Here is a 14,134-nt window from a genome sequence, read left to right on the forward strand (position 1 = left end):
TGGTGAGAACTTTCATTCTACACGAATCCGGCCATGGGCCCTTTGTTTTTTATTCCCAGAAGGTGTCGCACTTCATTTTACAATCCGTCAAATAAAATAAGGATGATCACGCCTATTGAAACTATATGCAGCATCTTCTCGAGCGTATAAGGAATAATCTCATCCAGCAAATACTTAACATAAAATGCACCGGCTATGCCCATAAAACTATATAAAATCGATGCCCAAAAAATATAAAATAATAGTTTTTTATGGGGGACAATCAGTTTAAAAAAGCGAAAAAAAAGGCCCTCTGTTTCATTCCTTTTCTTAAAATGAGGGGCGGGCGTTAGCAGGATGAAAACTCCCGTCCACATCTTAAAAAACGCCTCAGGTGAACATTTAACGATTCCTTGGGCTGGATCTGCAAGCAGAACCTGCCGCTTTGTAATTTTAAAAATGACAACATAGTGAAGCAAAGACTGGTCTGTAACTATATGCGCAATCGCTGGCAGCGGAAATGGGGAGAAAAAGGCTTCCTGATCTCCTTGCACTCCTTTGGCAGAAAATCCAAGCTTCTGTGCAGCTTGAATTAACCCGTAAGCACTCGTGCCTTGTGTATCTGTTCCCGCTGCCTCACGGATGCGAGATAGCGGCAATTGCAAGCCATAGTGTTTTGAAATCGTAGCTAAACACGCGGCACCACAGTCTTTACTATCATGTTGTTCTACACATATATAACGTTTACATCGATTCATGCGCTCACTTCCGTCATGTGTATTCCATTCCCTAAGACATAATCCGGCTCTTCGCACAGGGATATTGGTGAGACAATAATTCCACATTTCCTTCATACATGTCTAGTAATTTCAAGATGAACTCCCCTTTGCTACGGACACCGGTCTTCTTATATATTCGTTTCACATAATTTTTTGCCGTCCCTTCCGTAATACATAATCGTGCGGCAATATTTGTAATGCTCTCGCTTCTCATCCATTGCAAAGCTACCTCTTCTTCTCGCGTCGTCAATTGGTATGACTTGAATCTGAAATGGGCCTCTATTCTCTTCATGATTCGGGTCGTAACCATATCCACCATCATTTTCGCAAAGAAGCCGTCCTTTTGTTCTGCACAATAAGACATGGCAAGATATCCGACTCTTTTTTTAGTTACGACAATCGGCCTACATAACGAAATGCGGTGGTGAAACAATGGTAAATGATGTTCCTGCGATATAATTACAACCGAATCTCCCGAACTGGCGCAAAGTGTGATGCTATGAATTCCTGTATTTGCAGCCGTGAACCGGAAACCGATTTCAATTTGGCTTGCGCTTAATTGAGTCTTTTCCTGCTCGTCCCCCATCACTTCCAATAGGGTGCACTCCCGATCCAAATAATAAAATAAGAGTGGAAATGTTGCGGGATTCACAAAAGTACTAAGCTCTTGCCTTACGATTGCGAGTACATCCTTCTCCTGACTAGGTCTACTTTCCCTATGACGATATGACTCTTTCCCTGTATCCCCCGTAAAGTGATCACAGCCATGAAGGTACATAAATTGATCAAATTCAGCATTTATTTTCGTAACTATCTGGTTTTTACATTCGTTGAGCATAATCCAATTGTTTTCGTACATTTCCCTGTATGATCCCCCTTATACCTGATACTGAGTAATAGATAATAATTTAACTTTGTTATGATTCATTTCCACTAACTAGGATTTGTTACCTTAAATACATAAATTAATCATAATAATGGGTGTAGTAAAAAACAAGACCCCATTCGGGATATTTTTTGAGGGATTTAAATAGGGCCTTCTTCATATAACAGAATATGCCATTTCCACAATATACGGACACTCATTTACATTATAAATCGTCCTACCATTATAGAAGTCAGGGATGTCTTAAATAAACAGCCCAAAGGGGATATTTGACAAATAAAAGTCCCTTTATATAATTTAAGTGCAACATAAAATAAAAAGGTAGGGAGATGATTTGTATGTCAAAGTTTGTAGAAGTGAATCTAATGCAGTTCTTATGAAAAATTAAGCGGGAAGTGAGAAGCATGGGGAATTCCGTAGCATGTCGAGTGATATGCTTAGGCAGATAGAAGGCTGCAACAATTCATCCGTCATTCTGCCGATAGGCGGTTCACTTTCTGCGAAACGATAATATGTGAAAATCGGTAGTAAAATCCTCATAATCATCTTATGCTCACGTCCAACAAGACATTGGGTGCTTGGGGCGACATCTTCGGTGACACGGTGCTGGCGACGGCCATTCTCGACCCACTCCAGCACCGTCAACATCAAGGGAGAGAGCTATCGCATCAAGGAAAAGAAAAAAGCCGGGTTTGTCCGCTCTGAACCGACAGGAGAAGCTGAAGCCGACTGATGATTTCGGGGAATTTTCATCCGATATTGACACCAGGAGGAGATAGGGTCTCCCGGGTTTGCCCGTCCAAACTCACCATAACGTTTGAACCGATTTCGCCTTCTGTATGTGTAACTACATCGGCCCGTCTCCACGTATTTTCGAGGCCCAATCACTTCAGCATTTCGCTTTCGGCCCGCTATTTTGCCGTTCTACGCTTAAAGCTATTCGTTACCGCCTAGCCTTCAAGAACTAGCTACAGGACTGCTGGTTAGGCTTTGCCCTGATGGAATTCCCACCCACTAGAATGAACGACCTTGCCCGGCTGTTTATTGCATACTAAAAATGCCTAGAATTGCAGCGTAAAAATGCTGAAGTTAGATGCAAAAAGGCACTTGTCAGCCCCTTAAAACCCTCCTATCGTTAGGTTTCATTTTACAATCCGTCTTGATAAGCACATTGTCTCACCGTTTCAATACTTTTTTGAAAAGAAGGATGGGTTTGAAATGCGCTGCTTAGTTTGTTCGGCTCCTTCTGTGCGTGGCTTAGTTCCATAAGTTTGTTTAACATTGAAATATAAACTTCAACATTTATTCCGCTTCGAATGGCATAGCAGTCTGCCTGGAGTTCTAGCATCCGTGATATCAATCGATTTACGTACAGGAGCAGGAGCATGAGGGGGATAAACACCGTTATCGCTAGAATTAACCCAAGATAAGCATATTCTGCATTTATAGGTTGGGTAGACAGCCAATGCATCAAGCGATTCAGTTGACTGAGTGAAAAGAGAAACACAATGCAACTAAGCAAATAACACGCTGTTTTTATCTCCAGATGAAATTTCTTAATATGACCAATTTCATGAGCTAATACACACTTCACTTCTTCTACTGTTAAATGTTTCATTAAATAATCCAGTATAAAAATTTTCTTGGCGAGGATGCCAGACGCTGCCGCATTGGCATATTTAAATTTACTCGTGGGGATTTGGTATATTTTTACCCCTTTTAACTGATGCCGATGTATCTCGTTCATTAATTCCCTCCGTAATTGTTCATCCTGTAGCGGAATAGCGTTAAATATTATTTTTATCAAATAAGGACTAAAGATACTAGCTCCGAAAAGAATACTACCCCAAATAACAAACTTCATAAGTTCGCCTTGTTGTTCTAATTGTTGTATAAAAGGAGTTAAATATATCAATTTTACCACTACTGGAACAATGGTTATATAAATGATATATTTAATGGACATGAGTAAAGCTTCCCTTTTGGTGGCCTCTAATTGCTGGATCTGTTTATATATTTCGTAATAAATGAATTGATTGTATACATACAAGGCAACAGCGGTTAACCAGTAAAAAATAAAACAGATAAACTTACTGGATATGACTCGAATGGCTATAGGATGGTGAAATTGTTCCACGATAAGTAGGATACCAACTGCAATAACAATTGAACCAGCAATAGATACCATCATTTGCATATATCCACATATTTTCTTTCTATGTAACATTTTTTCAGTTGAATCTTTTTGAGCCAGTCGATGAAAAAGATATCGTTTGATGAGTAAAGGTGGAATGAAACTTATGATAAGGCCGATGAGTAAAAACAGCATATATTTCATAGTATCCTCCTTGTTCTGCTGTGTATGTAAAAAACAAGGACTGCCCCCTGACAGTCCTTGTTTACCGTTAGTTAAATAGTTTACCTGTCAGATATTTAAGATCATCGTATGCTTGAACGGCCACACCAGCACCTGCTCCAATTGCTGCCCCCTGTAGGGTTCTAGTCACAACTGCCCCTCCAAGAGCACCTTTACCAGCTGCTTCTGCGTAAGTCCCAATTGCTTCGAAGGTAGCCTGCCCCCAATATCCACCGCTTACATCCAGTAGCTGCTCCATAGACAGATTTTGAAAACCAGTTGCAATTTTCATCATTTTTTTACCTCCTAATATAAATCTGGTTAAATCTACTATATAATTTCCATATTATCACATTATGTCGAAGTATTCAATAAAGAAAAAAATAAACATTCATGAGTTCTCACACGCAAACCTAGCATAAAAATAGCAAACGTTTACTCAATGTGCCAACTTTTGATACTGCTGCTAACATGACGCGAACACGTTGCTTTTTTTGGTGGACTTAACCCCGTCAAATAAACTGTTGAGGATGAATTCTGTGTACAAACCTATGCTGGCTCTACATTCCCATGTAGAGAACCTCGAACAGTTAAATGCTGATGCTCGATTTCATCCACCGCCATTAATTCAAATGGTTTGGAGATCATGCTTATGGAAGTAGCTTTAATTGACCGCTGTGCAGGAAAGTTGAGTCCGTATAATTGTGTAGTGCGGCCGGGCAAGGTCGTTAATTCTAGTGGGTGGAAGTCCCATCAGGATAAAGCCTAACCAGCAGTCCTGTAGCTAGTTCTTGGAGGCTAGGCGGTAACGAATAACTTTAAGCGTAGAACGGCAAAATAGCGGGCCGAAAGCGAAAGCTGAAGTGATGGAGCCTCGAAAAATAAGTGGAGACAGGCCGATGTGGTTACACACACAGAAGGCAATATCGGTTCGAGCATTTTTGGTGAGTTTGAATCGGCACTCCGGGGTCTAAGAGCTTGGCACGTTACAAACAGAGAATGAGCGGGAACCCGGGAGACCCTATCTCCTCCTGGAACCAGCGGGTATGCCGTACAAGTGAAAACCAAGCAAGAAAAGCAAAAGAGAGATAGGGAGTCGGGTGGCTGAGTAGTATCGATGAAGCTGCGTAATGGCGGTGGAGAAAAGGCAGTCCCATCAGAAGACCTTGACGACGGACACCATTCCCACACGCAGAGGTGGAGAAGAATTGGAAACGAATAATGAAATCCATGCTAGTCGTTAAGGTTATTTTTGGTGTATTAGCAGAATTATTCTCTTTTTCTTTTGAAAATCGAGCATCTATCCCGTTCCTACGTCCAAGTCACTACTTCTATTATACCTCCTCCCCTACATCAGTTTCTCCACCTGTGTCTTATGGAACATTTGCTCCCAACTATTTAGACGGCTCATGACCCGTACAAAAAAGGGGCTGTCTCCTTAGCAAATCATTCTGCTAAAAAGACGCCCCTTTCCTACTGCCAACTATATTACTTTTTTTTGTGGGACACTTGGATCCGTGTTACGGCACGTTGGAGTGACAATTCCACACGGCGAAAATCGACTTGATCCTGTTTGCTCCGTTGAGCCATTGCCAGGCGTTGTTCCGCACGCGCTTTTGCCGCCGTTGCACGCTCGATGTCGATCTCTTCCGGCATTTCCGCGCTTTCCGCAAGGACAACGACCTTGTCTTTGCGTACTTCCACGAATCCGCCATGGACAGCAAGCCATTGCTCCTTGCTGCCGGTCTTAATCTTCATCGGTCCGACCTGCAACGGTGTTACCATCGGAATATGTCCTGCCAAAATGCCGAGTTCACCTTCCACGCCCTTGACGGTAATCATGTCCACTTGATCCTCGAACACTTTATGATCGGGTGTGACGATTTCCAATAAAAAGGTGCTCAACTGCGGTTCCTCCTTCCGTTCCATCCGGAACTATTCGTTCCGGACAGCCCGTCTCACGTCAAGCCGCTTACAGCGTCTTTGCCTTCTCCACCGCTTCTTCGATGGTGCCCACGAACAGGAATGCCGCTTCCGGTAGGTCGTCGTGCTTGCCGTCGAGTATTTCCTTGAAGCTGCGAACCGTTTCCTTGACCGGCACGTACTTCCCGGGAATGTTCGTGAACTGCTCGGCAACGTGGAACGGCTGGGACAGGAAGCGTTGAATCTTCCGCGCCCGGGCTACCGTCATCTTGTCATCCTCTGACAGCTCATCCATACCGAGAATGGCGATAATATCTTGCAGCTCCTTGTAGCGCTGAAGAAGCTTCTTCACGTCTTGCGCCACATCATAGTGCTCCTTGCCGACGACATCCGGCGACAGCGCGCGGGATGATGAAGACAGCGGATCGACCGCCGGGAAAATACCCATCTCGGAAATTTTCCGGTCGAGGTTCGTCGTCGCGTCCAAGTGGGCGAACGTCGTCGCTGGCGCCGGGTCCGTATAGTCATCCGCAGGAACATAGATGGCCTGAATGGATGTAACTGATCCTTTTTTGGTCGACGTGATCCGTTCCTGCAATTGTCCCATCTCGGTAGCTAGCGTCGGCTGGTAGCCTACAGCAGAAGGCATACGGCCCAGCAGGGCGGATACTTCGGAGCCCGCTTGCGTGAATCGGAAAATATTATCGATGAAGAGCAGCACGTCGCGGCCTTCTTCGTCACGGAAATATTCCGCCATCGTCAGACCGGTCAAAGCAACGCGCAGACGCGCTCCAGGCGGTTCGTTCATCTGACCAAACACCATCGCCGTCTTATTAATAACGCCGGAGTCTCTCATTTCATGATACAGGTCGTTCCCTTCACGGGTACGCTCGCCTACGCCGGCGAAGACGGAAATCCCGCCGTGCTCCTGCGCAATATTGTTAATGAGCTCCTGAATGGTCACGGTTTTACCTACGCCCGCACCGCCGAAAAGGCCGATTTTACCGCCCTTGACGTACGGAGCAAGCAAGTCGATAACCTTAATCCCGGTCTCCAGAATCTCCGCTTGCGTCGTCAGCTCGTCGAAGCCAGGAGCCGGCTTATGAATCGGGCTGGACAGCTCGCGGCTGACGTCGCCCGCATTGTCAATCGTATTCCCCAGCACGTTGAAGACACGGCCCAATGTCACCGCGCCTACCGGTACGGTAATCGGATGCCCCATATCGGTTGCTTCCATGCCGCGCACCAGACCATCTGTCGAAGACATCGCGACGCAGCGCACTACGTCATCGCCCAGATGGACGGATGCTTCCAATGTCAAGTCGATGTCAGGCGCGCCAGGAGTCGTCGATTTCTGTTCAATCTTGATCGCGTTCAATATCTCCGGAAGTTGACCGCGTTCGAACTCAATATCGACAACCGGACCGGTTACGCTAATCACGCGTCCTTTGTTCATCTCGTTCCCTCCTACTGAAAACTTGCGCTATCCTGTTACCCAATTTACGCTTGAGCGTTCGCTCCAGCTACGATTTCAGAAATTTCCTGCGTAATCGCCGCTTGGCGTATTCGGTTATAAGTCAATGTCAGCGAGTTGATCATCTTCGTCGCATTCTTCGTCGCGCTGCCCATGGCGGTCATCTGTGCGCCGAATTCGCTTGCTTTCGCATCCAGCAGCGCGCTGTAAATAAGCGTCTCCGCATATTTCGGCAGCAGATCATGCAGCACCGCCTCCGGCGAAGGTTCATACTCATAACTGGTGGCCTCTCCGCCCAAAGCGTCATCATCCAATGGAAGAAGACGTTTCTCGACCGGCACCTGCGTGATCGCGTTCACGAATTCATTGTAGAACAGATTGAGCTCGTCATACTGCTCTTCTTCGAAATATTTCACGGCTTTATAAGCTATCGTTTTAATATTTGCGAAGGTTGGAGAATCAGGCAGTTCCGTTACGACCTCCACCATCGGCATCTCCCGTCTGCGGAAGTAATCGCGGCCCTTGCGCCCGATAACGAATAATGCATATTCATCCACCGAACGATGACGCTCGTTAATGACCTGCATCACTTTGCGGAGCACGTTGGCATTATAGCCGCCCTTCAAGCCGCCGTCGGAAGTAATCACGAGATATCCCGTTTTCTTCACCGGACGCTTCGCGAGCATCGGATGCTGAATGCCTTGCGTACCTGCGGCGATGCTGGAGACGACTTCCTTAAGCTTATCCGCATAAGGACGAGCCGCTTCCGCCTTCTCCTGTGCGCGGCGAAGCTTCGCTGCCGCCACCATTTCCATGGCCTTCGTTATCTGCCTTGTACTCTGTACGCTCTTGATCTGACGTCGTATTTCGAGAATCCCTCTAGCCACTTACCTTCACCTGCCTTTCACACTTTGCGGGAGGCAAAGCGGAATTCATCCCTGTGCAGGCCGGGCCGCCCTTGGCTTCCCGGCTTGCCTGTTCACTCTATCATCAGCTCGACACGGCGAAGCTCTTCTTGAATTTGGCGATCGCCTGCACCAGCGCCTCTTCGTTTTCTTTGGTCAAATCCTTCGTATCGCGAATCGATTGATAGATTTCCCCGTTGTTCGATTGCAGGTACATATGAAGCTCCTGCTCGAAGCGAAGCACATCCTTAACCGGAATATCGTCAACATGGCCTCTCGTCGCCACATAGATGCTAACGACCTGCTTCTCGACCTGAAGCGGCTCGTTGACGCCCTGCTTCAGGATCTCCATCAGACGGGCGCCGCGCTCCAGGCGGGCCAGCGTCGACTTGTCCAGATCGGAACCGAACTGGGAGAATGCCTGCAGTTCGCGGTATTGGGCCAGATCCAGCTTCAATGTGCCCGCGACCTTCTTCATCGCCTTAATCTGAGCCGCCCCGCCTACGCGGGATACGGAAATACCGACGTTAACCGCCGGACGTTGGCCGGCAAAGAATAGATCGGACTCCAGGAAGATCTGCCCGTCCGTAATCGAGATGACGTTCGTCGGAATGTACGCTGATACGTCATTCGCCTGCGTCTCGATAAACGGCAATGCCGTCAAGGAGCCGCCGCCATTCTCGTCGCTCAGCTTCGCTGCGCGCTCCAGCAAGCGGGAATGGAGATAGAAGACGTCGCCCGGATAAGCCTCTCGGCCCGGAGGACGGCGAAGGAGCAAGGAGAGCTCGCGGTATGCCGCCGCTTGCTTGGACAGATCGTCGTACACGACCAGCACATGCTCGCCTTTGTACATGAAATACTCGCCCATCGCGCAGCCTGCGTACGGTGCCAAGAAGAGAAGCGGCGCCGGTTCGGATGCCGCTGCCGTAACGACAATCGTATATTCCAATGCGCCATGGCGGCGCAGCGTTTCTACGACTTGAGCCACGGTCGATTGCTTTTGGCCGATAGCGACGTAAATACATTTAACACCGTTGCCTTTTTGATTAATAATGGTATCGATAGCGATAGTTGTCTTGCCGGTCTGACGGTCACCAATGATCAGTTCCCGCTGGCCGCGGCCGATTGGCACCATCGAGTCAATCGCTTTAAGCCCGGTCTGCATCGGCTCATGGACCGATTTACGGTCGATGACGCCTGGCGCATTCGCTTCCACCGGACGGAATTCCGTTGTCGCGATTTCTCCCTTGCCGTCAACCGGCTGTCCGAGCGAATTCACGACGCGGCCAAGCAGCGCTTCGCCTACCGGCACTTCCATAATGCGTCCCGTACGCTTAACTTGATCCCCTTCGCGAATATCGGTGTAAGGACCAAGAATAACGATACCAACGTTGCCTGCCTCCAGGTTGAGAGCCATGCCTACGACGCCGTTGGAGAACTCCAGCAGCTCCCCCGCCATGCAGTTCTCCAAACCGTGAACGCGGGCGATACCGTCACCGATATTGATAACCGTGCCGACTTCGGCCACTTCGATCTCAGCCTTGTAGTTCTCAATTTGACTTTTAATCAGTGTGCTGATTTCTTCAGGTCTGATGCTCAATTCGCTTCACCCCATTCTTCCGTGCTTATATCGTGTTTAACGTACTTGTGTTTTCAACGTTTTTTGAATACGTTCCAGTTGGCCGGACAAGCTTCCGTCATACAAGACGTCGCCGAGGCGCACCTTCATGCCGCCAATGATCGTAGCATCGACCACATTCTGAACGCGGATCGTCTTGTTGAGCATCTGTCCGAATTGGGCGGCAACCTCTTGCTTCCCGGCTTCGTCCAGCGGAAAGGCCGTAGTCACGTAGGCGTCAGTCACGCCGGTTACATCGCCGACGATGCGGACAAAGTGGTTCGCCAGCTCGGGAAGGATGCGGATGCGACCCCGTTCCGTCAGGAGCAGCAGTGTATTCAGGACCGTCTCGGATACTTCGCCTTCGAACGCCTGCCGAAGAATGGCCTGCTTCACGCTGACATCAATGTTCGGCGCGGAGAACAGAATATACATTTCCGAAGTCGAATTCATAACTTCAACGACAGCCTTCAATTGCTGTTCCGTCTCGGCAACCACTTTGTGCTCGGACGCCAGGTCGAACAACGCTTTGGCATAACGCTTCGCTATATCTTTGCTCATTGTTTGCCCCCTACCTCTTTCAGGTACTGGTCAACCAATTGATCCTGATCCTTCTCGTCCACCTGCTTCTGAAGCAGCTTCGAGGCGATGGTGACAGACATGCCGCTAACTTCATTGCGCAGGGCAGCCACAGCCTTGTGCTTCTCGCTCTCGATATCGCGGGCTGCTTCTTCCTTCAAGCGTACTGTCTCGGCCTTCGCTTGACCGATGATGTCGTCGGCCTGTCTGGCGCTGGTTTGCTTCGCCTGCTCGATAATATCATAAGCTTCTTTGCGGGCAGAATCGAGAGCCTGCTTCTGCTCCTCGATGTGCGCCTGCGCTTGCGTCCGGCTGTTCGCCGCCTCTTCAAGCTGCTGCTTCACCAGCTCGCGTCGCTTCTCCATCACGCCGAACAATGGCCCGAACGCATACTTTTGAAGCAAAAAATAAAGGATGAGGAAAGCGATGATCGCCCATACGAAACTTGACCACACAAACTCCACTACAGTCACTCCTTTCCGTTAACATAACGCGCATTTACAAAACGAAGGCGCGGATGGCATCGGCCTTCCCCGCCAGACCGTTTGTCGATTCATTAAGAGAAGAATGCCAGGAATGCGATAACTGTAGCCGCGAGCGGAATAACCTCGACGATACCGACACCGACAAACATGGTCGTCTGCAACATGTTGCGGGCTTCCGGTTGGCGGGCGATCGACTCCACCGTACGGCTAATGATCATCCCGTTACCAAGACCTGCGCCCAATGCGCCCAAACCTACTGCAATAGCTGCTGCTAACATACCCATTACAAAAATCCTCCTCAAAATTCATGTATTTGTGAATTGCTTATGTTATTGGTCTCACCCGAAGTAGCTCATCAAAATGATGGATTCGGCAGAGGTTGTTAATGCTCTTCATGCACGGACGCTTGCGCGATGTAGACCATCGTCAACATCGTGAAGATGAAAGCCTGCAAGGCGCCGATAAAGATACTGAATCCTTGCCACGCCGCGAGGAACGGAATCCCGAATACGCCCGTTCTGATGAGCGTCGCAATCAGGATCTCCCCTGCGAAAATGTTCGCGTACAGACGGATAGCGAGCGCGACCGGCTTCGCCAGGTTCTCCACAATGTTCAGTGGGAAGAAAATCGGGAACGGCTCGAGATAATGCTTCAAGTAATGCTTGCGGTTCTTCTTCAAGCCCAGGAAGGTCACGATGACGAAGACCATGAACGCCAGACCGAAGGTTACGGAGATATCTGCCGTAGGCGACTTATACCATAGCAGTTCGACGTGCAACGGTTTGCCATTGGCAGCAAGCTCGTCGAAGACCTGTTGGCTCGTCGTAATGATCTCCTTGCCGAAGATCGTTACCGGGTGGTGCGCCTCCGTGACAATTGCGAACAGCAATCCCAGCATGTTGGAGACAAAAATAAACAAAATTAGCGTCATCCCCAGAGAGAGGTATGCCAGGCCTTTCTTCAAGTCCATCGCGCTGCCGATAATCCCCTGTACGAATTCGACAACCCATTCCATGAAGTTCTGCATTTTGGAAGGGTTCTCGACCGACAGATTGCGGACGGCCAATCGTGCAACGATGAATACGATGACTACACTGAGGAATAGCGTGAGTACGATGGATAAATCCAACGGTATCCCGCCAACCTCGATAATCGGTGCTGAGTGCATAAATGTGTTCACCCCTTTCCAATAAGCTGCTTATTCACCTTTTCTCCATTCCATAATGACGCTGACGATAATGGTCATGACTTGCATGAAAATCAGTCCCACAATGGTCGATAGAAGCGACACCTGTTCGAACTTCATGCCGACCATCACGGCCAAGAGAACGACGCACATTCTCGTAACGAGTCCAAGATTGAACCTTTGCCTTGTCTCACTGGCAGTTAGTTCGGCCAACTGTCTTACCTTCATCGACAAATAGCGCGCATTAATGAGGCCGGCGACGGTTCCTAGCGTCAAGCCCGCTGCATAAGGGCGGTGCTCCGGTGAAAAAGCCCATACGAGAAGGGACATCGACATCAGGATAAATGCCACTCTGGTTACGGCATGGACAATCGAAGTCAACTCATTCATCTTGTTCCCCCATGAACTTCCTAACAACATAAACAATGTTCATGATGCCAAAACACATCCCGGCGATCATGCCGACGGCCAGCCACAGCTTGGGCCCGTCCAACATGTGCGCCAGCCATTTCCCTGCAAAGTATCCCATGACGATGTACACGGCAAGCATGATGCCGGCTCCGCTGATGCTAAGAGCGATGAACCAAGCGCTGTCATTGCGTTTCGACGTCTTCATAGACTAATAATTCCCATTCATTTTACTGAACTATATGAGATTTTGTCAATTCGAAAAAACCTTGTGTTTATGAGGATAAAATGTTCAATTTTTTGACTCTCGATATGTAAAAATCCGCATAAACCGTACAGTTCACTGTATACTGCTATGTTAGGGTATAGAAGACGCTTCAAATTCAAATTGTGAACTTTGTGTGAAAAGGATCCGGACGCTCCGCTGTCCGCCCAAAACCATGAAAAATCGCACTGACAATACGCTGGGATGCCTTCCCATCTCCGTATGGATTTGCCGCTTGGCTCATCCGGGAATACAGCTCCTGATCGGTCAACAATTGTTTGGTTCGGCTATACACCCTCTCTTCGTCCGTGCCGACAAGCTCCAGCGTGGCCGCCTCAATGCCTTCCGGGCGCTCGGTTGTGTCCCTAAACACAAGAACAGGTACACCAAACGATGGTGCCTCTTCCTGCATGCCGCCGGAATCCGTCAGGATAAGATGCGTGTGCGGATAGATGTTATGGAAATCAACAACATCAAGCGGCTCGATCAGCCTAATCCGCGGGTGATCGCCCAGCATCTCATGCGCCGGAACGCGAACGGCCGGACTTGGATGTACCGGATAGACGATGGCGATATCCTCGAATTCATCGGCGATGCGCCGGACGGCACGGAAAATATTTCGATGCGGCTCCCCTTGCGATTCCCGGCGGTGAGCCGTCATCAGCACAAGGCGCTTGCCCTGTGCCCATTCCAGCACCTCATGAGTGTAATCGGAACGTACTGTATATTGAAACACATCTGTAATGGTGTTGCCTGTGACATATATCGATGACTCTTTCTTATTCTCCTGCTTTAGATTATTCGCCGACCATTCCGTCGGCGCAAAATGCAGGTCGGCCAACACCCCGGTCAGCTGCCGGTTCATCTCTTCCGGATACGGCGACAGCTTGTTCCACGTGCGTAATCCCGCCTCGACGTGGCCGACCGGAATCTGCTGCATGAACGCCGCATAGCTGGCCAGGAAGGTCGTCAGCGTATCGCCGTGCACCAGCACGATATCGGGCTTCGCTTCCTGCAGCACGGGCTTCAGCCCTTGCAGCACCCGGATCGTAATATCGTTCAGCGACTGCCCGGCCTGCATAATGTTCAGATCGTAATCCGGCCGAATACGGAACACGTTCAACACTTGATCGAGCATGTGACGGTGCTGGGCCGTCACGCAGACGATCGATTCGATCTGGTCCGGATGCTTTTGCAATTCCAAAATAAGGGGCGCCATCTTGATCGCCTCCGGGCGGACACCGAACACCGTCATCACTTTCAGCTTCGACATTTCGTTCTCCTCCGCTAT

At 48.7% G+C, this 14,134-nt stretch carries 15 protein-coding genes and 1 pseudogene; 1 reads left to right on the plus strand and 15 read right to left on the minus strand.

What is annotated here, in order from left to right:
• Window positions 1-77: 77 nt before the first annotated feature.
• Complete coding sequence (locus tag PPOP_RS03770; RefSeq protein ID WP_006284727.1) at window positions 78-737, minus strand: cysteine peptidase family C39 domain-containing protein; 660 nt, start codon at window positions 735-737, stop codon at window positions 78-80.
• Between the two features lie 31 nt (window positions 738-768).
• Window positions 769-1,344, minus strand: a complete 576-nt coding sequence (locus PPOP_RS03775) for a helix-turn-helix transcriptional regulator (protein ID WP_234399664.1) — start codon at window positions 1,342-1,344, stop codon at window positions 769-771.
• An 846-nt stretch (window positions 1,345-2,190) separates the two neighbouring features.
• Between PPOP_RS03775 and PPOP_RS19970 the strand changes: the two are divergent.
• Window positions 2,191-2,377: pseudogene (locus PPOP_RS19970) on the plus strand (ATP-binding protein); the annotation flags it as partial.
• A 414-nt stretch (window positions 2,378-2,791) separates the two neighbouring features.
• Here PPOP_RS19970 and PPOP_RS03780 read toward each other — a convergent pair.
• The 13 genes from PPOP_RS03780 to wecB all read right to left on the minus strand — a co-directional run bounded on the left by PPOP_RS03780 (window position 2,792) and on the right by wecB (window position 14,116).
• Window positions 2,792-3,982, minus strand: coding sequence for a M48 family metallopeptidase (locus tag PPOP_RS03780; protein ID WP_042227337.1), 1,191 nt, complete (start codon window positions 3,980-3,982; stop codon window positions 2,792-2,794).
• A 67-nt stretch (window positions 3,983-4,049) separates the two neighbouring features.
• A complete protein-coding gene (locus PPOP_RS03785; RefSeq protein WP_006284730.1) occupies window positions 4,050-4,295 on the minus strand; it encodes a hypothetical protein in 246 nt (81 codons plus the stop codon).
• Window positions 4,296-5,488: 1,193 nt separating this feature from the next.
• Window positions 5,489-5,905 carry a F0F1 ATP synthase subunit epsilon gene (locus PPOP_RS03790; protein WP_006284731.1) on the minus strand — a complete coding sequence of 139 codons (417 nt, stop codon included), beginning with the start codon at window positions 5,903-5,905 and terminating at the stop codon, window positions 5,489-5,491.
• A 67-nt stretch (window positions 5,906-5,972) separates the two neighbouring features.
• Window positions 5,973-7,379, minus strand: a complete 1,407-nt coding sequence (gene atpD / locus PPOP_RS03795) for a F0F1 ATP synthase subunit beta (RefSeq protein ID WP_006284732.1) — start codon at window positions 7,377-7,379, stop codon at window positions 5,973-5,975.
• Window positions 7,380-7,423: 44 nt separating this feature from the next.
• A complete protein-coding gene (atpG, locus tag PPOP_RS03800; RefSeq protein WP_006284733.1) occupies window positions 7,424-8,284 on the minus strand; it encodes an ATP synthase F1 subunit gamma in 861 nt (286 codons plus the stop codon).
• A 103-nt stretch (window positions 8,285-8,387) separates the two neighbouring features.
• Entirely contained in the window at window positions 8,388-9,902 is a 1,515-nt protein-coding gene (gene atpA, locus PPOP_RS03805; RefSeq protein WP_006284734.1) for a F0F1 ATP synthase subunit alpha, read from the minus strand.
• Window positions 9,903-9,938: 36 nt separating this feature from the next.
• Window positions 9,939-10,481, minus strand: a complete 543-nt coding sequence (locus tag PPOP_RS03810; protein WP_006284735.1) for a F0F1 ATP synthase subunit delta — start codon at window positions 10,479-10,481, stop codon at window positions 9,939-9,941.
• A complete protein-coding gene (gene atpF / locus PPOP_RS03815; RefSeq protein WP_006284736.1) occupies window positions 10,478-10,963 on the minus strand; it encodes a F0F1 ATP synthase subunit B in 486 nt (161 codons plus the stop codon). The genes PPOP_RS03810 and atpF overlap by 4 nt, the downstream gene beginning before the upstream one ends.
• 92 nt (window positions 10,964-11,055) lie before the next feature.
• Window positions 11,056-11,268, minus strand: a complete 213-nt coding sequence (gene atpE, locus PPOP_RS03820) for a F0F1 ATP synthase subunit C (RefSeq protein WP_006284737.1) — start codon at window positions 11,266-11,268, stop codon at window positions 11,056-11,058.
• A 98-nt stretch (window positions 11,269-11,366) separates the two neighbouring features.
• Window positions 11,367-12,152, minus strand: coding sequence for a F0F1 ATP synthase subunit A (atpB, locus tag PPOP_RS03825; RefSeq protein ID WP_006284738.1), 786 nt, complete (start codon window positions 12,150-12,152; stop codon window positions 11,367-11,369).
• 30 nt (window positions 12,153-12,182) lie between these two features.
• A complete protein-coding gene (locus tag PPOP_RS03830) occupies window positions 12,183-12,560 on the minus strand; it encodes an ATP synthase subunit I (RefSeq protein WP_006284739.1) in 378 nt (125 codons plus the stop codon).
• Window positions 12,553-12,786: an AtpZ/AtpI family protein gene (locus tag PPOP_RS03835; protein WP_006284740.1), complete on the minus strand. Its 234-nt coding sequence runs from the start codon at window positions 12,784-12,786 to the stop codon at window positions 12,553-12,555. The genes PPOP_RS03830 and PPOP_RS03835 overlap by 8 nt, the downstream gene beginning before the upstream one ends.
• A 175-nt stretch (window positions 12,787-12,961) precedes the next feature.
• Window positions 12,962-14,116 (minus strand): non-hydrolyzing UDP-N-acetylglucosamine 2-epimerase, encoded by a 1,155-nt coding sequence (gene wecB / locus PPOP_RS03840; protein WP_006284741.1) that lies wholly within the window; start codon window positions 14,114-14,116, stop codon window positions 12,962-12,964.
• Window positions 14,117-14,134 lie beyond the last annotated feature (18 nt).

The sequence above is a fragment of the Paenibacillus popilliae ATCC 14706 genome (assembly GCF_000315235.1).
GTDB lineage: Bacteria > Bacillota > Bacilli > Paenibacillales > Paenibacillaceae > Paenibacillus_B > Paenibacillus_B popilliae.

Excerpts from the sequence above, each read along its gene's own strand:
- PPOP_RS03770 (WP_006284727.1), bottom strand. The coding sequence starts at position 737 with ATGAATCGATGTAAACGTTATATATGTGTAGAACAACATGATAGTAAA.
- PPOP_RS03775 (WP_234399664.1), bottom strand. The coding sequence starts at position 1,344 with ATGGGGGACGAGCAGGAAAAGACTCAATTAAGCGCAAGCCAAATTGAA.
- PPOP_RS03780 (WP_042227337.1), bottom strand. The coding sequence starts at position 3,982 with ATGAAATATATGCTGTTTTTACTCATCGGCCTTATCATAAGTTTCATT.
- PPOP_RS03785 (WP_006284730.1), bottom strand. The coding sequence starts at position 4,295 with ATGATGAAAATTGCAACTGGTTTTCAAAATCTGTCTATGGAGCAGCTA.
- atpD (WP_006284732.1), bottom strand. The coding sequence starts at position 7,379 with ATGAACAAAGGACGCGTGATTAGCGTAACCGGTCCGGTTGTCGATATT.
- PPOP_RS03810 (WP_006284735.1), bottom strand. The coding sequence starts at position 10,481 with ATGAGCAAAGATATAGCGAAGCGTTATGCCAAAGCGTTGTTCGACCTG.
- atpE (WP_006284737.1), bottom strand. The coding sequence starts at position 11,268 with ATGGGTATGTTAGCAGCAGCTATTGCAGTAGGTTTGGGCGCATTGGGC.
- atpB (WP_006284738.1), bottom strand. The coding sequence starts at position 12,152 with ATGCACTCAGCACCGATTATCGAGGTTGGCGGGATACCGTTGGATTTA.
- PPOP_RS03830 (WP_006284739.1), bottom strand. The coding sequence starts at position 12,560 with ATGAATGAGTTGACTTCGATTGTCCATGCCGTAACCAGAGTGGCATTT.
- PPOP_RS03835 (WP_006284740.1), bottom strand. The coding sequence starts at position 12,786 with ATGAAGACGTCGAAACGCAATGACAGCGCTTGGTTCATCGCTCTTAGC.
- wecB (WP_006284741.1), bottom strand. The coding sequence starts at position 14,116 with ATGTCGAAGCTGAAAGTGATGACGGTGTTCGGTGTCCGCCCGGAGGCG.